Here is a 19,759-nt window from a genome sequence, read left to right on the forward strand (position 1 = left end):
TCGTGTAAACATGAATTAATCAGACGTTCCTTAAGTTTTTCGAATGTAGGACAGACAGATATATACGGGGGTGAGGTGGGAGTCGAGTTCCTCGCCACGTCATGGCTAACAGGATTCGTGAATTATGCCACGGTTCATGTACATCAAACTTCCAATCTTGTCCAAGCTCAGAATTTCGGCTCTACCCGCGGGGCGCCTTCGCATAAGGTCAACGCTGGCTTGCGCGGTGAATGGGAGAACGGTCTGAGCGCGGAGACACTCGTTCATTTTGTGTCTTCCGCGAGTTATCCGGTCAATCCCGCTTATCAGTTTTTCGGTCCAACGTTCGGCTTCACTTCGCCAGTTAACGATGTAGGGAGCTACACACTGTTGAACATGCGAGGAGCCTATCGTTTTTGGCATGACAGAGCGGAAGTGGCCGTGTCTGTCTTTAACGCCTTGAATGACCGGCACAAAGAGAACCCCATCGGCGAAATTATTGGAAGCCGTGTCATGGGATGGCTAACGCTAAGGTATTAAACGCCGGATCGGAATACGGCGCCATTTGAATTGCTCTCTATGACCTCCAATCCTAATATGACTGAATGCCTTTACTGTCGCAGTTCAGGCAATGGCGGAGACTTGAACGACAAGAAACGCTCCTTGTTACCTTTGTCTGATTTCAGCGCCGTTGATACCAATGACAATCCCAAAAAGTTAATAAAGTATCTCGAGAAATCAAACTTGGCCCCGCTTGCCAAATTCAGCCGGATGCACCTTATTCACATTTTACAGCCAAGAGTGGGAGACCATATTCTTGAAATCGGCTGTGGGATAGGGTACACCGCGCAAGCACTTGCAAAGAAGGTTGGCACCTCTGGCCGGGTTATTGCCATCGACAGCAGTAGCACAATGATTCATGAATCACTGAAACGCGCCCGCCCATTGCCAAGAAACTTAGAGTTTCATCTCGGGGACGCGCACGTCTTGCCATTTAAACGGGAAAGGTTTGATGCCTGCATTTCGGTTTCTACGTTCATCCATCTTGCCAGCCCCCGAAAGGCTCTCAAGGAAATATTCAGAGTTCTGAGGCCAGAAGGGCGCCTGGCCATACTTGAACCAGATTGGGATACATTTGTAATAGAGGTTGGTGATGCTCATCTATCAGAAAAGGTTATCAGAGTGATCCGTGGGAGCGTTCCAAACAGTGGAATAGGACACCAACTGCCAATCCGCTTGCGGCAAAGCGGCATGAAAGTTGTTTCTGTAGATGCCGCTACTCTGCTTGCATCTGACTTTCTTTCGGCAAATGATGCCTGGAGAATTGAGGCAAGTCTTCAACGAGCGGCTATATCAGGAATACTGTCATCCGTTGACGTTCAAAAAACGATGAAACAACTTAAATTGGCTAGTCGATGCGGCTCGTTCTTCGCAGCATCAACTGGTTTCGCTGTTATCGCAATCAAGCCGTCAAGCGGTGATGAATGATCGATACCACTAAGCACTGAGGTTGAAAACATGTCATATGCATCAAAGAGAAGCCTCGTTGGCCAGGGACTAAGCCCGCTTCACGCTTAGTTTTATTTACTACATAATTATGAGGAGGTTAAACAATGCCCCCCAAAAAGCGCAGGAGCGCTAGCAACGACATGAGCACCAAACTTATCGACGCACTTCCACCGCCTCTTAAGATGCGCTTAAACTCACCTCGACTGAAAGACTTAACATTCCGCGATATTAGTATCGTAAGTAAAACATTTAGAGCATTTCAGGATGACGATTCGATCGCCTACGGGAAAAAGGTACCGGTGTGTTTACCTTGTGGCACGTGGCCATGATAATGAATTGAGTACTTGTCGCTATGAGAATGGCGTCAGCTGTAGCTAACTCGATTTCTTGAGCTGAAAGCATATAGTGGACAACTCATCTACCTTCAGGAATATGCGACTGGTCTCTCTGCCGGTTCAGATTATTCAAATACCTGAAGGCATCATTCTCAAGCGCGGATCAGTCGAAACGATAATTACAGGAACAGGGGCCTGCGAATCCGTGAAGATAGTCTTGGAGCAGACCGCCAGAAATGGGGGAGCGACTGTGGAAGCAATTCACAGTCGCTTCGCTCGGTCTTCAAGACGTTACGTATCAAAACTGCTCTCTGAATTGATCGATCGACGCTTTTTGATGGCTGAGAATTCCATTTCCCATACTGATGTGACGGACGAAAGGAATCAGCTGGGAGTCTATCATTGGCATTTCAATCTATCTAATCAGACTGCGATGGAACGATTGAAACAGATCCGGTTTGCCATCCTCGGCATTAATAGCGTATCACGGCAGCTGGTACGTACTCTGCAAGTCTGCGGGCTGAACAACTTGTGCGTCGTTGACCATGTCTCTCATCGAAACCCACATTTTTTTGACGAGGCAGGTTCCCTGCGACGGAACGAGTGGTCGCGTCCGCTGCCTAACCCAATAAGATCCAATGCAGAATTCACGGTGCAGTCTATTGATTGTCTTGTGGCCACATCTGACGTGGGAAGCCTTGCTATCTTCTCTGAGTGGAATAAGCAAAGTCTCGAACATGGCAGTCACTTCATGCCAGTTATCTTAAAAGACATGATTGGATATGTTGGACCAATGATTGTCCCCGGGGAAGGCGCCTGCTATGACTGTCTGTTGACCCGTATGAGTAGTAACTCGATTCATCGGGAGATCGACAAACTTGTTGAAGATGCCGGTCATGAGCACGGCCGCGTTGTCGGATTCCATCCCGCGATGGCATCGGTTCTTGGTGATATAGCCGCCTTTCAGCTCACTGCATTCTATTCACAAATTTCTGTTGGACGCGCGATCGGTCAACTCCTTGAAGTGAATCTCCTCGGATCAACGATGAAGGAACGAGCTGTTCTCAGGGTTCCGCGTTGTGCGGCCTGTGGCCTTTTGCGCCAGAAAGGTCGCACGAATCTATACAAGACCGTCCTTCAACCTTAATTTGGTGTCAATTGGATAGTCCGAGCTTAGCCTCAGACGCTCTACTGAATGTCTTGGCTTTCCTTGTTGATGACAAGGTCGGAATCATTCGAACCCTCAAAGAGGATAGAAAAGAAGCGGGCGCGCCAGACTTTGTCTACCATATCGCACAAACGTGTGACATCGATGCAATTAGTCCTGGGCAAAACGCCAAGGCTTTCTTGGCCGCAGGGGTAGCAATTGATCGAGAAACATCCCTCTTGAAGGCGGCTGGCGAAGCAGTGGAACGTTACTGCGCAGCTCAATATGTTAGTGAACACCTTCCATTGGCATCGAGCAGGTCGGCGGCTTTCCCTTGTATGCATCCTCGGGAATTTGCGCTATATACGCCGGAACAATACAAACATCGTCGGTTTCCATATAAACCTTTTACAGAGACAACGCCTCTTCGTTGGAGCCAAACACTGGATCTCTTGACTGGTGAGACAATTTACGTGCCTGCAGCTATGATCTATCAGCCATACCTCTACAATAGAAAGTCAGGTGAAGATCCAATTTTTCCGCAGATGTCTACTGGCCTCGCATGCCATACCAATCCAACTCTTGCTGCGCTAACGGCACTCAATGAAGTTGTGGAACGAGACGCAGTAGCTATTACTTGGCAGGCCCAAAATGAGCCGCCGCACATTCGTGTTGAAACCTTAAGCCAGGAAAATCGTGACATTGTTAAGCGACTGGAAAGACCAGGTGCCGAAATTACAATTCTGTACCTTGCCATGGATCACGGTATACCCGTCATCCTCTCCTCAATGCAAAGCCATGTCTCTGACGCACCTGCTCTTGCGGTAGCAGCTGCTGCTCACTTAGATACGGATCGCGCTATTAGGAAAAGCTTAGAGGAACTCGGGCAAACTTGGTCGTTTGCACAATGGCTAAAGACAACAAATCCAAAATTTTCACCGGGAAAACGATGGCTACATGTTGTAGACCCAGAAACACATGCCTTAATGTATTGCAATCACACTTATGCGGGTTATGCACAGTTCTTGTTTAACTCACCGAAGCGAATGGCTTGCGATGAAATTCCAAACTGCTTCAAGGATGAACCAACCGCCGATCTCCGGCTCTCCGTAGAAAAAATAAATCGAGTGAACCATAGGGTATTGCTCGCAGATATCACAACCGATGATGTGCGCCATTTGGGACTCTTTGTAATGCGGGCGGTCATCCCTGGCTTTCATCCTCTTTTCATGGGTCATCTGTTACGTGCCCTCGGAGGCACAAGGCTTTGGGAGGTTCCCCAACGCCTCGGGCACAGAGGTATAAGCCGAGGATGCGGGGACAATCCATTTCCCCACCCATTTCCATAATGACTGCCATGTTGTCACGAAAAACGCAAAAGACGTTGTTTTTCTCGGACGAAGAAGCGGTACTGTGGGAAACATTCAGCGAAAACTCTAAACTCGTTAGGTCGTCTAGATGCGAAACAGACATGCACGAGCAGGAGCGCCTTATTACCCTAAATGAATCTTTGCCATTTGAAGGGTTTCCCGTCGTTCCACTACCCACTCGGCTTCCGGCGCTTGATATGCCACTCCGTAAGGCGATCGAATCTCGTGTGTCTCTCCGGGAGATGATCTTACAACCAATGTCGCTTATGCATTGTGGGGCATTACTTCACTTCGGATACGGCGTGAAGCGAGCAGGCGGTGGCCTGTTTGGACGCAGTTTTCGTGTCGTTCCATCCGCCGGTGCACTCTATCCATTGGAGATTTTTGTACACGCGAAAGCGGTCGAAGGTCTTACTCAAGGACTATATCACTATAATCCTCCCAAACATCACTTAAGACTACTGAAGATCGGCGACCTTTCAGAGCAGATTAGCGAGGCACTGGTTCAGAACGCTATCCCATTTAGGGCCTCTGTCATTGTCTTTATTGCCGCAATGTTCGAACGCACTGTCATCAAATATGGGAACCGCGGTTACCGATTTGTCATGCTCGAGGCCGGTCATGTGGCACAAAACATCAACCTCGTCTCGGAGTCCCTTGGGCTCGGATGCCTCAACATCGGCGGATTCTTCGACCACGATATTGATCGCTTACTCGGACTAGACGGATTAGGGCAGACTTCAATTTATATGATTGCTGTCGGGGGACATAGGCATTCACATTCTTTACATTCGCGAAGAAGAGTTAGGAGAACACAACATGTCAACACTGATTGACAATTTTAGAACAATTTACTCCAACCTTATCGCGCAAAAGGATTTTTTCGAGGTAGGTCCAGGTGTCTATCCTGCCTTGGGCGTAACAAGCAACGATGAGATGAAGCAGAGAATTGAAGAGCAACTGCAATCCAAGTATTGGCCCAAGATTTATCGCAAGGCATTTCTCGAAGTGCTACTTGAGCACTATGATGCAATCGACAAAAAATGCATGTCCGACAGAAACCCATATTGGTTTCGCCTATACCTAAGCATGCTGACCAATGCCGCGCTACAACCAGATCCTAGGAGCAAGGTAGACGGCCAAATCCGCTGTCTACAAGCCCTAGTTTCTGATCTGTATAAATCGTTTACCGTCTCAAGAAGTAAGCTGGGCAACCTTCCTCCGCTTCAGCAGGTACTCCCTCCACTGGTTACTTTTACTGGCTACATTGCTGCAGAACCGGTAGGGCTGCCTCCTAACCCGTGGCAGAGCGAGTACCCAGCGCCTCCGTTCATGTTACACATTGATCTGGTACAGGATCTCGATCCAAAAATTGAAGTAGGGATCATGAACATGTCGCCAGGATTCAGAGAACACCCAATGCTCTGGAGCTTGCTCACTCATGAAGTGGCTGGACACGCAGTCTTGAATGCGGATAGGCTCTTACTCCGTCAGATCTCTAGAGAGGTAAGGCAACTTTTTTCTAATAGAAACCCAATTTTAGGTTCTCTTTGGTATCACTGGTGTGAGGAAGCAGCTTCAGATATCTGCGGAATGCTAAACATGGGACCATCGTTCGCGATAGGTGCTTTTCTCTTTTACACAGCGATATCGGCCCTTATTGAAGTGCCTCCCAAAAGGCTTAGTCAAAGCAGTCCACCCAAACTCGAAAATGCTGCTCACATATTCCAAGACAGCAACATTATTGATTACCATTATCCTGAAATTTTGATGCCTCACTTACTCATGGGCGCAATAGAACACATGGATGAACTGTCCCACAGGATCCGTTTGCAATATCTTGATATGATCAGGGAACTAACTAAATACTGCACGGGTACCCAGGTAACACTAGAATTTCCTACCGGAGCTTTAGTTCCCGGCGAGGATGAAGCTAATATTAAACTACAGGACAAATACGACCTAGATGAGATGCAGGCAGCGGCGCATGCGGTGGGAGGCTTCTTAGTCACGAAAGAATTTAGAGCACTGAATCAAAATAATCTACAGGCCCTTGAGACTTGGGACAATGCGGACGAAGAGAGAGCTCAGCTTGTAGCAGCACGTTTGAAGGGCAGTGGATCACTTGACGACATCCTTGAAAGAGATGATGAAGATGAGTTTGATGATGGATGCCTTCTAGCAGGAGCTATGCTCGCCCTAATAGAAAAACCCGAGAAGTATTATGATCTTAATAAGCTTCTCACAAAAGCTCTCGAACGGAGTTACAGAACTGACAAGATCCTACATAAGACTTGAAAAATATTCTCCCGAAGGGTGGCTTAATGCCTCATCTCTTGCCAGGTAGGAACCTATTTGGGGGGCGTATGTCATCGGCCAACTATGCTTGAGAGATTTCCTAGACGTGTAAGTGCTGAAACTTAAACTGAGAGTCCGGTAGAGTTCTCGTCTTTACGGAAGAAGTAGATTATGACGACGGGATGTATCGAAAGCCTGCCAGCGATGGGCTATAGCCGTGACAGCTTCTACCGCCACACCCGTATAAAGATGGGGCGCACCCCCAGACCAATGGAATCTCTTTGCTCGATCGAGCGATGTGTTAATATAATCAAATTGGATTCAGCAAAGAATCCTTTTAGATTCACGTAAACCTGTGTTTCTAAGCTCCCCCATACGAATGTAACCTTCAATAAGTTGGAAATCTACAGTTTTACCCCCGATCTGGTTGGTAATCCCCTGCATGGCATACGGATTGCTGGTTCTCATCAGTAGTACTCTATTTGGATGCCACTCACACACACCTGTGAGAGGAAGGATTGTGTCTTCCGCGTAGAAGATGACTTATTTCGTGTTTGAGAGGAATTGGTCTAGCACTTAAAAGTCTGGCGGAAATGTGACTCAATTGGCAGGTCACTTTGGAGAAACAGTTCAGATGCCTTAAGAACCGACGATGTCAGCTCTACTCCTGGAGATGACTCACCGCATTTTCTGAGCCAATAAAGCAGCCCTTTCCCGGTGGATTGGTGACGTGATCGAAGATGCTTCGACCGAAAGGGAGCAAGCTACAGGCAACCGCTTCACGGAGGAACTCGAATTCCGTAAAGTCTGGAAACTGCCTCGTGGAGACCCTCGCTTTTTCTCACCAGTTTTTAACCCTCCTACATCGTCCCAAAATGATGCAGATGGCAGCCTTTAGGCGTCAAAAGGCCTCACGTGCCGCTCCACGGAATGATGCGCTTTTTGCAAGCACTGGAAGCGCATTGTCATTATTCGTGGCAGCTCAGCTAAAAGAACATACATGGCACGATACCAGCAGATTCCTCCCCTTACTTGTCTTGTCCTCGCCCTCATCTTTGTGATGATTTCCCCACTTGCCGCTCAGACTGAAAGTCAAAAGAAGGAGCTGACTACGCCATTCGACCACGGTGTTCCCGCCGAACTCCAACTGCTCAAAGAAGAAGAAACGGTCAGCATCGCCTCGCGCTACGAACAACCGATTTCCCAGGCCCCATCAAATGTCTACGTGATCACCGACGAGGATATTCGGCATTCCGGCGCCACAGACCTGCCAACCATTTTGCGCCGTATACCGGGTATCGAGGTCATGCAAGTGACGGGCGCGGACTTCAACGTCAGTATTCGGGGAGACAATCAGTTGAACGCCAACAAGTTGCTGGTGATGGTCGACGGACGTTCGATCTATGTCGACATGCAGGGCGGGCTATCTTGGAAGAACATTCCCGTGACGTTGCCGGAAATCAAACGCATCGAGGTGCTGAAGGGGCCTGCCTCGGTGATGTATGGGTTTAACGCCTTCGACGGGGTCGTCAACATTATCACCAAGTCCCCCCACGAGATGACCGGGACAACGGTCCAATTCGGCGGAGGCGAACTCGGCACGATCGCAAGCGCCGCCATCCATGCCGGCACATACGGCAGATTGGGGTATCGTCTGTCGTTCGGTCATGACCAGAACAACCAATGGCGCAATCGGGACACCTTAGCCTTTCAAAACAATAAGATTCATGTACAGACCGACTATGCGGTGACGGCCGACTCGAGGATACGGTTCTCCGGGGGATGGGCGGACGCCAACCGCCACGATGGGCCGGTGTTTAACTTACAAACGCCTTCGACTCCGCTCACCCAAAGCTTTGCCGACATCAGTTACGAACGCCCCAACTTCTATGCTCGTGGCTGGTGGACACAGAACGATCTGAACGCAGATTTAATCATGCACCGGTTCCTGAACAATCGCCTTCAAGAGGTCAACCAATTCGGCGAACCGAGCCTGGCCTTTCTGACCAACACCTATAATTTGGAAACTCAGCACAGTCTGGACCTTTGGCCGAACAATCGGCTTACCTATGGAGCCAACTATCGTCTCAATGCTGTGTCGGGGAATGGAGTGGCCAACACCAGCCAGGAGACCCGCTTCGGACTCTATCTACAAGACGAATGGAGATTCACATCTCGACTCAGCCTAATTGCAGGCGTCCGATACGATCTGAACTCCTTCATCAACCCGACAATCAGTCCACGTTTGGCTCTCCTCTTTGCCATTGCGCCTGAGCACACGCTACGCGCGACGGTATCAGTCGCCTATCGGCCGCCGACGCTCTTCGAGCGTGAGAGCATCGCGCGGTTTATCACGACGCTTCCACCACCGTTCCCTTCCCCGGGACCATTTCCGCTTATGGGGTCTCAAACACTGAAGCCGGAGCAGATCGTCTCGTACGATCTTGGCTATCAAGGCTGGTGGTTCAAACACCGCCTGCGGGTGCGAGCTGATCTCTTCTTCAACCATATTTCAGACTTGATCAACTTCGTCACCGTCGGAACGACACGCACGTTTGCCAATGGAGGAGTGGCCGACATTTACGGCGGGGAAATGGGGGCCGAATTCCTGGCAACTCAGTGGCTGAGTGGATTCGTGAACGCGTCCTATCAGCAGATCGGGCAAACATTCGTGGGAGTCGGCCGACGGGGTGGCCCAGCGTGGAAGGTGAACGCCGGATTGCGGGGCGAGTGGGAGAACGGCTTCAATGGCGAGGCGACTGTGTACTACGTCAGCTCAGCCACCTACCCGGTGATTGAGACGTACCAGCTCTTGGCTTCGTTCGGCGCGACCGTGCCGAATTCTCGTGTGGACGGCTACACCCTGTTCAACTTGCGAGGCGCGTATCGCTTCTGGCAACAGAAATCGGCGGGAGGATACCTGCGGGACGCCGAAGTGGCGGTGACCGCTTTTAATGCTTTGAACGACACACACAAGGAACATCCCTTGGGCGATGTGATCGGGAGCCGCGTTATGGGTTGGCTCACGGTGCGGTATTAGCGCGATTGGAGAAATGTGCTAGCATGCATTATATTTAGTTACCCTAACTTTATATTGGATCGCGGAGCCCCTGCGCTCTGCTCGACGTCATTCATGATCGCTCGTATTTTAGGAGACCGGGAACAGGCATGGGAGCGCTCCTCACGCGCCTGGTTGACATTTCTCGCGGTCATTGCGCTCTTGTACTGTTTCCCCGATCGCGCTCAGGCGGCCGGCATGGAGATCGCCATCCTGAAATCGTCCGACTTAAAAGCCTACACGGAAGCCGTCGATGGCTTCAAAACGACGGCGCCCAGCGGCTCCACCTATATTGAATATGACTTGCGAGGTGACCTCGAACGAGGAAAGCAGCTTGCCCGGAAGATTCGCGCTTCGGACGCTTCCCTGGTGATTGCCGTTGGGCTCAAAGCCGCCCTGGCGGCAAAGTTGGAGATCGTCGATGTGCCGGTTCTCTACATGATGATTCTCGATCCATTGAAACATCACCTCACGGCCGTCAATATGACGGGCGTCCTACTCGACATTTCAACGGACCGTCAGTTCAAGGTCATGCGTAGATTCCTCCCAGCCCTGCGTCGGATCGGAGTACTCTTCGACCCGGACAAGACGGCGACCAAACTGAAAGAGGCCGATGCTCACGCCACGAGCCATGACTTCCAATTGCACGGGTTTCCAGTCGGCAATGAGAAGGAGGTTCCCCAGCAACTGCGGATGCTCTTGTCCGAATCGGAAGCCTTATGGCTGGTTCCGGACTCGACGGTACTCACGGATGAATCGATTCGCTTTATTCTCGAATCCGCGGTGGCCAAACAAGTCCCGGTCATCGGTTTTTCACCAGAGTTTACCCGTCTGGGCGCGCTGCTCAGCATGTCGATTGACTATGGCGAAGTCGGCCGTGAAGCCGGCCTCCTCGCCACACGTATTCTCAAGGGCGAGTTGCCGCTCCCGCTCAAGCCCGTGTCGGTGCAACGAATCAAGATCACCGTGAATCAGAAGACTGCGCGATATTTAGGTGTCACGATTCCCAAAGAGCTCGACAACATGATCGACGAAACCTATTGAGTGGACCGTTCCATGGACACTTCGGACCTTACGGCGGGACAGGACCTAGGGTTACAACCGACGACGCGGTTCTTCGGGCTGCGCGTGAAGTTTGTGATCCTGTTCAGCCTCATTCTCATCGTGACCTGTTCGTCCTTGAGCTGGTATTTCATCGAAACACGGCGTCAAGCCATGACCGACACGCTGGAAGAACTCGGTACGATCTTGCTGACCAATACCGTGCGGAACGATCATTTTAGGATTGCGGGTGTCGTGCTGGAGGATCGCGTCACGCTCGATCAATTCGTGCAGAGCCTCATGGCCATCAATCACGTCGTCTATGTGGTCATCGCCACGTCCGACGGCCGCATCCTGGACCGGCAGAGTAAGCGCGTACAGAAACCGTCCAAGAGATCTCCTCAATCAGCGTCACAGCCGATCTATCCCCATGATGAACTCTCGGAATCACTACTGCAAACTGCGCTGACTGCTCCCCTCATAACCAAGTTCGTATTTTCATCGGAGCAGACTCTCATTCCTCAGGACGCATCGTCGGACTGGCTCCTTCGCTTTCTTCTAAGAAAGGAAACCTTGTATGATTTTGCCATGCCCGTCCTTCGGGACTCTTCGACGGAGACGGCCCTGCCTCGGTTGTCGGTCGAACTAGAAGAGAAAAGTCTCCCGCTGCCGACGGACAATTCTCCGGTGGTTGGTTTCGTACGTATCGGAATTACGGACGTGCAGGCCAAGGAGGCCTTATTGGTCATCGTCCGCAATGTATCGTTCCTCACGGCACTCATCATTGTGGCCGGCATTCTCAGTGCGCTTCTGCTCACATCCCGTATTACGACGCCGTTACGAAGTCTCGCTTATGCCGCCAGACAACTCGCAAAAGGGAACGATGCGGTGGCTCCGCTGGGTACATCCTCCAACGATGAGGTCGGCGAATTGACACAGGTGTTCAACGCGATGACCAAGTCCCTCCATGAGCGCAATCAAGCCATTACCATCAATCTTAATACGATCAGGCGGCAGATCAGGCAACTGACCACGGTGCATCAGGCCAGTGCCGCAGTGGCCAGCGCCAATATGCTCGACATGGACCGGCTCCTTGACACGCTGCTCCAACTGCTCTCAGAGAATCTTGGCTTTTCCAGGATGGCGGTCGTCCTGTACCACCCGGAGCAACGCTGCTGTTCGGTGGCCCACATTATTGGCGTTTCATCGGAAATTGTAGAGGCGGCGCGCCGGGTTGAGATCCCGGTCCACGAGGGCAGCACGACGGCCGATCTCCTTATTCATGGGAAGCCATTACTGATCCACGACATCGAAACCGTCGTGGAACGCTTACACCCTCCGGTACTGGAATTGCTGCGTCGTTCCGGCACCCGGTCGGTCGTTTGCGCGCCACTGCAGAGTCATGCCAAAATTCTCGGCTACCTGGCCGGTAGTCGAGGCTCGCAGCCGTGCAGCGACGAGGATCTCCATATCCTCGTCACCATCGCCGGCCACGTCGCGGCAGCTATCGACAATGCCAAAGCATACTCCGAACTCGCCGAGCTGACCCAGTATCTCGAAGAGCGCATTGTGCAACGGACAGAGGAGTTATCTCATGCCAACGCACAACTTCAAGAACATGATCGTCGCCGGACGACATTCCTCTCCGTCGTCTCCCATGAGCTCCGGACACCCATGACGGCGATCCGAAGTTTTGCCGAAAACATGTTGGACGGTGTGACAGGGCCGTTGACCGAACTGCAACATACTTACCTCACCCGCATCCAACACAATGTCTCCCGGCTCGGGAGAATCATCGTGCAACTGCTCGATTGGTCGCGGCTCGACACCAAGCAAATCCAGCTTCGTTTTGAAGCGATCAACATCCACCAAGTTGCAATGATCGTCGCGGATAGCCTACAAATGGTTGCTTCCGAGAAGAACGTGTCCCTCACGATAGTCCCGATTGAGTCCCTTCCTCCGGTACATGGCGATCGCGACAAATTGGAGCAAATTCTTTGGAATCTCATCGGAAACGCAATCAAATTCACGCCGTCCGGCGGCTGCGTGACCGTGGAGTTTTGCGTGTCCAACCCAAGTTTCGTGCAAACATGCGTCTCCGATACAGGCTGTGGGATCGACGCAACTCATTTGTCGAACATATTCGATGAATTTTCCCGAGTACCATCGGCGATGCCTGCGTCACAAGGCGCTCAACTGGGTTTGTGTATCACCAAGACATTGGTCACGATGCATCGTGGGCAGATATGGGTTGAGAGCCAACCGGAAGCCGGATCACGCTTTTACTTTACGCTGCCGGTCGTGGAGGCACACGATGAATCGAGCCGAAAACATAACGAGCTCTTGGCCTGAAGAATGGTGCATGAAGGGAATCGGGGGTATCCAGAAAGGAGAGACATTCCATGCGCGCTAGAATTCTCATCATCGATGACGACCGCGATATTCTTATGAGTTTGGAGAATCGGGTCACTTGGATGGGGCATGAACCATTGACAGCCACCAACGGCAAGGATGCGCTCCGCTTGATTCAGGAAGAAGACCCTGACCTCGTCCTGTTGGACTTAGAACTTCCGCTTGTCTCGGGGCTTGAAGTCCTCAAGCAAGTCCGCGATACATCCACCCAGAACAGTCCGACAGATGTGGACCATCAAACCCCAATTGCTTACACGACTCCGCTTATTGTCATTCTCACCGCCTACGGAACCATCGAGCGCGCCGTACAAGCCATGCAACTGGGAGCCTTCGATTTTGTGCCGAAACCATTCACGGCGGATCATCTCACCGTGGTGATCAATAAAGCCTTAGCCACCATCACCCTTCGCCGCCAGGTCGATACGCTCCGCAAGGAGGTCGATGATCAGTTCGAACCGATCGTGTCGACCAACAAAAGGATGAGCGAACAGTTGACCGTGGCCAAGCAGGCGGCATCTTCACCCGTGACCGTTTTGTTGCTTGGCGAAACGGGAACCGGTAAGGAAGTGGTCGCCCGTGCCATTCATCGGTGGAGCCCTCGTTCCACGAAGCCATTTATTGCCGTGAATTGCGCGGCCTTCCCTGAAAATCTCTTGGAGAACGAACTCTTTGGCCACGAGAAGGGTGCCTTCACGGGAGCCACCAAGCGGGAGCCGGGCAAAATCGAGATCGCCGAGGGCGGCACGCTGTTTCTCGACGAGATCGGCGACATGCCGCTCACCATGCAAAGCCATCTGTTGCGAGTCCTTCAAGACCGGACATTCTACCGAGTCGGCGGCACGCAAGAAGTGCGGACCGACGTCCGTTTTATCGCGGCCACGAACAAGGATCTGAAACAAGCCATTCGCCAAGGCACATTCCGCGAAGACCTGTACTTTCGCCTTGCCGTCATCACCATTGCCTTGCCGCCGCTTCGTGACCGGATGGACGATCTTTCTGCGCTCATCGATCATTTCTTGAACCGTCCCAGCAACGTCGGTCTGTACAAACGTTTGGCGCTTAGCGACGCCGCATTCCAGGCCCTACGACAATACTCGTGGCCCGGCAACATTCGTGAATTGGAGAACGTGCTCACTCGCGCCCTGGTCTTATGCCCCGGCGACACGATCGAGCCTGAGCATCTTTCATTGGCTGCCTTACCTCTCGTAACTCCCTCCACTCCCGCCGTGGATCAGGAGTCGAACACCGAGATACTATTTTTCTCGTACCATAAGAGCATGGACGCTTATAGCCAGAAGTTGATTGAGGCCGCTTTGCGTCGGAACGGATGGAATCAAACCAAGGCGGCTGCCGAACTCGGTCTGCAACGAACCTACTTGACCAAATTACTCCGGCAAAAGCAGATTCCCGGCAAACCGCCCACGGCTTCATCCGACTGAAGGCGTGGGCGGCACTCCTGAAATGGTTTTCGCCTCCTAGTTGGTCTGTCAGAACAGGCTTGCACAGCCCTCGACTGTCCATTTTCCCCATATCCCCGCATCCAATATGATCCAGCCGGGAATCCGTTCGGATTCAGGTGTGTGCCGTCACGGCATCCGTCCACCCGCACGATTGCTGTAAATACCATACGTTACGGTGTCGACTGAGTGTGGTGTAAGAAATGCTAAGTCCTTGTCATGAAGGTACTTCGACGTCGAAACTGAATCCATTATGGGATGTTCAATGCATCCGTCATCTCCATACAAGGAATCCTGATGGGGATACAGAAAGGAAGGGTACGAATATGATGAGCGATGAGATGGCTCTGTTGACGATCTCGGGCGCGATCGTTTTCGCAGTGATGATGTTGGCGATGCTTATGCGCGAGACATGAACCGTAAAGAAGCCAATGACCGGATGAGCGCGATGTTGAAGCCGATCTCGATCGTGGCATGGATTATAGAGGTATAGCCGGACCGTCGACATACGATCGGCACACACTCTCGGAGCGGTTCACTTCGATCTCGCGCGGCAAGCCATTGCGACACATTCCTATTATGAAAGGAGGTGAGCCACCATGGTGATGGTGATCGTTGAAGTACTGTTGATCAGTGCGGTCGTAGGAGTGATGTACAAAGCGCTTGCCCCGGGCCGCGAGGAATCGGAATGAAGAGACACATACCGATAGGCTCGATAGGTGAGAAACGAGCAGGAGGCGAGCCGGGATGGTTCTATTACCTTGCCGGCTCGCGCCCAACAGCTCCATCGGCGGTGTGATCGTTCTTATTGCCTTAGAGGTTACGTCTGGGGGCTTATCCACCAGCATTCACTCCGACACAGCCATGAAGAAGCGGTGATACGAGCCAGCAGGTCGGGAATGAGAGAAGTTACCGGAGGTGTTTCTCCCGTCGCTTCACTTCAATGGAAAAGAAGACTCCGGAGCGAGTGCTCTGTAAGATCACTTGTGGTTTCTATCCGCGCGCATAATAATTACATTACAACGATAAAGAGCCCACGGCACGCACGAAGTGCGGTTTGGTCGGGGCGAGAGGATTTGGCCTCCGGCCCGGCGTCTTCGCTGACGGTCGCACAAGAACTGCGATCTTTTCCTCCTAACCGTCGGCGCTCCGTCGCTTCAAATCCTCTCGACGGTCTATTGGATTTTCACATTATGGTCGGGGCGAGAGGATTTGAACCTCCGACATCCTGCTCCCAAAGCAGGCGCGCTACCGGGCTGCGCTACGCCCCGACGGCTTGTCGCCTTCACATTCTTGGTGAGGTAACTCCACGATCAACAGATCCATGTATAACATATACAAGAACGGCCTGATTCCTGTCCAGGCAACATCCACCACGGATCATGTGCCAGCGCGCAAGGTTCAGCACTTCCTAGTGGTCAATGGTCGAAGAATGTCGGCCATGGATCGAAATGCCTTGGCTCGATGACTGATACGGTTCTTTTCTTCCGTCGTCAACTCCGCCAACGTACGACCGAGCTCCGGAACGAAAAACACGGGATCGTAACCGAATCCTCTCGATCCTGCACATGTCTCAGCAATGGCACCAGTGAGAGTTCCTGTAGAGATTCGGCACTGTCCTTCGGGCATCGCCAAGGCGGCGACTGTTATAAAGCGGGCGGTTCGCTTGCCTGACGGCACACCGTCCAACTCCTTGAGCAACTTTCTGCAGTTGTCTTCGTACGTCGCACCTTCTCCCGCGTATCGGGCCGCGAAGACACCAGGCCTTCCGCCCAACGCATCGACTTCAAGCCCCGTGTCATCCGCGACAGCCGGAAGGCCTGTCGCAAAGGCGATTTCCCGTGCCTTTTTGAGCGCGTTGGCTTCACAAGTCATGCCGTCTTCCTCGATTTCCGGGGCGGTGGGGAATTCGGCCAGAGTACGAATGCGGATCTTCAGATCTCCGAGAAGAGCGGTGAGCTCCCTGACTTTATCCGAATTTCGAGTCGCCAGGAGGATTTCGTTAATCGGACCCTCAATCGAGTGCACCGATCAGCTCTTTCTGAAGGGCGGTCAGTCGCTGGATCGCCTGCCAGCCGAGGTTCAGAAACTCGTCCATATCTTGCTTCGCAAACGGTGTCCGCTCCGCCGTCCCCTGGACCTCGACATACCGGCCCCGACCGGTCATCACTACATTCATATCCACTTCCGCCATCGAATCCTCGGTGTAGGCGAGATCCACCATCACTTCTCCGCCGACCTTTCCCACGCTGATGGCCGCCAAATAGTCTATCAGGGGAATCTTTTTCAAAAGATCCTTTTTTTTCAGTACGGCGCAGGCGTCGGCCAATGCGATAAAGGCACCGGTGATCGATGCGGTTCGGGTGCCTCCATCCGCTTGAATCACATCACAATCGATCCAAATGGTCCGTTCTCCCAATTGAGACATATCGGTCACGGACCGGAGAGCACGTCCGACAAGTCGTTGGATCTCCAGGGTTCGTCCGCCTTGCTTTCCCTTCACCGCTTCCCGAGGCGACCGCTCATGGGTTGCCCGCGGTAACATCGCATATTCCGCCGTGACCCATCCGGTCCCCTTTCCCTTCAGGAAGGGCGGCACCTTTTCCTCAACCGAGGCCGTACAAATGACCTTCGTATCTCCCATTTCAATCAGCACCGCCCCTTCCGCATGTTTGATGAAGTTGCGTGTCACTTTCACGGGGCGGACCTGATCTCTGCGACGCCCATCGAAACGAACCAACCCGGAAATCCCGCTCATGCCTTGCGCCTTTCCTCGATAGTTGAATCGGAATTATAGTTGAAGGTCCTAAGAAAGCGCAAACCTGTGGCAGACCGACCATCGCCAGTAAATTGACGGATCCGACCATTCGGCCCCTCTTTTTTATCATTACCATTTGTACAATCCAGTCGCTCACCTATGGAGAATTCTGTACATCACCTCGCATATGGAACCTTTTCAAGACGGCGCATGCATAGGGTCATGATGGAAGCAGCCAAATCGTAACGCCTTTCCAGTTGCGAAGATTCAAAACTTTTTTCTTTTTACATGGCGACCGAGCTCCAATCGGAAAATTGAAACGAAACCTGAAAAATGTAATGGCACGAAAAGTGCACATACATGCGAAGCTCCTGCGGTATTCAGATCAGCTATCATTACGCCGATAAAGAACAAACGAGACAATTCGCTCCGACAATCCGAACCATATCATCCGACTCATGGCGACACTGCTGGATCAAACCACCCATCAAGCCCTGCTCGATAATCGTAACATTCTGGTGGTTGACGACGAAGAGCCAATCCGCCGCCTGCTCGCCTATCTGCTTCAAACTCACGGATATCCCGTCGAATGCGCCGCTGATGCCCGAGAGGCCCGGCAAAAGCTGAACGATCAACCCTTTGCCTTGATGCTGTGCGACGTCAACATGCCGGGAGAATCCGGCATGGACCTTGTGCGCCACATACTCCGGGAGCACCCTCACACGGCGGCGATCATGGTGACTGGCCTCGACAGTTCGGTCCTCGCCAATGCGGCTCTGGACGTCGGTGCATTCGGCTACATCGTGAAGCCGTTCGAATCCAACGAAGTCCTCATCGACGTGGCAAACGCTCTCCGGCGCCGACGGCTTGAGATGGAAAATCGTCTCCATCGTGAACATTTGGAGGACATCGTCCGAACGAGAACGCTTGCGTTACAGCAGGCATTGGACTGGCTCGAACGCACCGAAAAGGAATTGCGTCTGTCTCGTGAAGAAACCATTCAACGGCTCGCCATTGCCGCGGAGTTCCGTGATAATGCGACCGCCCAACATATTCAGCGCATGAGCCACTACTGCGAATTGCTCGCGCGTAAGGCCGGCTTGTCGCCGGAGCGATGCGATTTGATCCGGACAGCCAGCCCCATGCACGACATCGGGAAGATCGGCACCCCGGATCATGTGTTGCTGAAACCCGGCAAGTTCACCCAGGAAGAATTCGGAGTGATCGCCCAGCACGCCGAGATCGGATACAAGATCCTCAGTGGATCGGATGCTGAGTTGCTGAAAGTCGCAGCCGTGATCGCCTACACCCATCATGAACGCTTCGACGGCACCGGCTATCCTCGGGGATTGCAAGGCGAAGCCATCCCGATCGAAGGCCGCATTGCCGCGATCGCCGACGCGTTCGATGCCCTGACCACTCAACGGGTCTACAAGCCGGCGTTCGAACTCACTCATGCCATCGAACTCATGCTCAAGCACCGGAGCGAGCATTTCGATCCATCGCTGCTGGATGTCTTCGTCGCATCGGCCGATGAAGTGGCCCGCATCCACGGGCAATACGCAGACCGCGTCAACTTCCACACTGTACGAGAACTGTAGGTCCTTCTCCGCTCACCAGCATGCCGTTTGAATTGTCGGCAATTCGTTGACCGACTGTGGCGCCACCGATATACTTTTTCAACCTGCCGGAACACGTGATCTGCTCGCAACCAGCGGGGTCATAGCGAGAAGGGATTGCCGAGTATGACGAAAAAGTGGGCTGCGGTTCGCAAACGTCCCCGGAATCGGAACTGGATCGCCTACCTTTGCGAAGCCCTGGTTGCATCAGGGACCATGCCGACCTGGGAAGCGGCGACCTACCTGACCGAGAACTTGTTCGGAGAAAAACCGAATCCACGTCTCCTCACACCTACCGACCCGCATGAGGTGACCGCACAACTGCTCCACCGCCTCTACCAACCGATCATCGAAGCCGCTTCACGGGATGCCGCGGTTCCGTCCTGCTGTATGCTGCACCTCTTCACCGACATCAGTCTCACCGGCAATTCCGTCGTCCTCATCGTGTTGTTCCCCGGACACAATAGACGGCAACAGCTCTTGATGCTGGAAGCAACGAGGGCCTGGGACCTCGTATTCCCGGATGCCGAGTCTTTTAATGCGTGGGCCGAGGAACGGTACAGACAACTCGTGAACGCTCTGCGTGGCGCGATGGTGGAATTAGAGGGTGATCTGCTGAAATCTGCCGTGTAGGCATCTTCTTATTGGAATCCCCACAACCATCCTGATGACCTGCCGCCAATTCAATCCACGCGTAGCGCCCGATCCTTGGCTCAGCAATCGACGATGGACCGTGTGTAGTTTGAAAACATCGTCAACGGGACTTATCGGTTGGT

General features: G+C 52.4%; 13 protein-coding genes, 1 tRNA gene and 1 pseudogene. 12 read left to right on the forward strand and 3 right to left on the reverse strand.

The genetic code is table 11. The features are described 5' to 3' along the window. From A4E19_18915 to A4E19_18960, 10 genes and pseudogenes are all read left to right on the forward strand, one after another. Positions 1–519 (forward strand): annotated as a pseudogene (locus A4E19_18915) (hypothetical protein). A gap of 39 nt (positions 520–558) precedes the next feature. After that, positions 559–1,467 carry a hypothetical protein gene (locus A4E19_18920; GenBank protein OQW33997.1) on the forward strand — a complete coding sequence of 303 codons (909 nt, stop codon included), beginning with the start codon at positions 559–561 and terminating at the stop codon, positions 1,465–1,467. A 453-nt stretch (positions 1,468–1,920) separates the two neighbouring features. Beyond that, complete coding sequence (locus tag A4E19_18925; GenBank protein ID OQW33998.1) at positions 1,921–2,970, forward strand: hypothetical protein; 1,050 nt, start codon at positions 1,921–1,923, stop codon at positions 2,968–2,970. A 53-nt stretch (positions 2,971–3,023) separates the two neighbouring features. Beyond that, on the forward strand, positions 3,024–4,319 hold the full coding sequence (locus A4E19_18930; GenBank protein OQW33999.1) for a hypothetical protein: 1,296 nt from the start codon (positions 3,024–3,026) through the stop codon (positions 4,317–4,319). Next, the gene (locus tag A4E19_18935; protein ID OQW34000.1) at positions 4,319–5,176 is read left to right on the forward strand and encodes a hypothetical protein; all 858 of its coding nucleotides are present in this window, start codon (positions 4,319–4,321) and stop codon (positions 5,174–5,176) included. Before A4E19_18930 ends, A4E19_18935 begins: the two co-directional genes overlap by 1 nt. Next, entirely contained in the window at positions 5,160–6,638 is a 1,479-nt protein-coding gene (locus tag A4E19_18940) for a hypothetical protein (GenBank protein ID OQW34001.1), read from the forward strand. Before A4E19_18935 ends, A4E19_18940 begins: the two co-directional genes overlap by 17 nt. Before the next feature lie 1,000 nt (positions 6,639–7,638). Beyond that, on the forward strand, positions 7,639–9,678 hold the full coding sequence (locus A4E19_18945) for a hypothetical protein (protein ID OQW34002.1): 2,040 nt from the start codon (positions 7,639–7,641) through the stop codon (positions 9,676–9,678). Between the two features lie 93 nt (positions 9,679–9,771). Further along, positions 9,772–10,740 (forward strand): hypothetical protein, encoded by a 969-nt coding sequence (locus A4E19_18950; GenBank protein ID OQW34003.1) that lies wholly within the window; start codon positions 9,772–9,774, stop codon positions 10,738–10,740. A gap of 12 nt (positions 10,741–10,752) precedes the next feature. Continuing rightward, a complete protein-coding gene (locus A4E19_18955) occupies positions 10,753–13,089 on the forward strand; it encodes a hypothetical protein (protein ID OQW34004.1) in 2,337 nt (778 codons plus the stop codon). A gap of 50 nt (positions 13,090–13,139) precedes the next feature. Continuing rightward, positions 13,140–14,588 carry a hypothetical protein gene (locus A4E19_18960; GenBank protein OQW34005.1) on the forward strand — a complete coding sequence of 483 codons (1,449 nt, stop codon included), beginning with the start codon at positions 13,140–13,142 and terminating at the stop codon, positions 14,586–14,588. A 1,212-nt stretch (positions 14,589–15,800) separates the two neighbouring features. Here the strand turns inward: A4E19_18960 and A4E19_18965 are convergent. From A4E19_18965 to A4E19_18975, 3 genes are all read right to left on the reverse strand, one after another. Next, a tRNA-Pro gene (locus A4E19_18965) sits at positions 15,801–15,877 on the reverse strand. A 130-nt stretch (positions 15,878–16,007) separates the two neighbouring features. Next, positions 16,008–16,613 (reverse strand): non-canonical purine NTP pyrophosphatase, encoded by a 606-nt coding sequence (locus A4E19_18970; GenBank protein ID OQW34033.1) that lies wholly within the window; start codon positions 16,611–16,613, stop codon positions 16,008–16,010. Positions 16,614–16,620: 7 nt separating this feature from the next. Then, positions 16,621–17,346 (reverse strand): ribonuclease PH, encoded by a 726-nt coding sequence (locus tag A4E19_18975; protein OQW34032.1) that lies wholly within the window; start codon positions 17,344–17,346, stop codon positions 16,621–16,623. Between the two features lie 476 nt (positions 17,347–17,822). Here A4E19_18975 and A4E19_18980 point away from each other — a divergent pair, with 476 nt between their 5' ends. After that, positions 17,823–18,965: a hypothetical protein gene (locus A4E19_18980; protein OQW34006.1), complete on the forward strand. Its 1,143-nt coding sequence runs from the start codon at positions 17,823–17,825 to the stop codon at positions 18,963–18,965. Between the two features lie 144 nt (positions 18,966–19,109). Next, on the forward strand, positions 19,110–19,616 hold the full coding sequence (locus A4E19_18985) for a hypothetical protein (GenBank protein OQW34007.1): 507 nt from the start codon (positions 19,110–19,112) through the stop codon (positions 19,614–19,616). Positions 19,617–19,759: the final 143 nt, after the last annotated feature.

It is taken from the genome of Nitrospira sp. SG-bin1 (genome assembly GCA_002083365.1).
Lineage (GTDB): Bacteria > Nitrospirota > Nitrospiria > Nitrospirales > Nitrospiraceae > Nitrospira_D.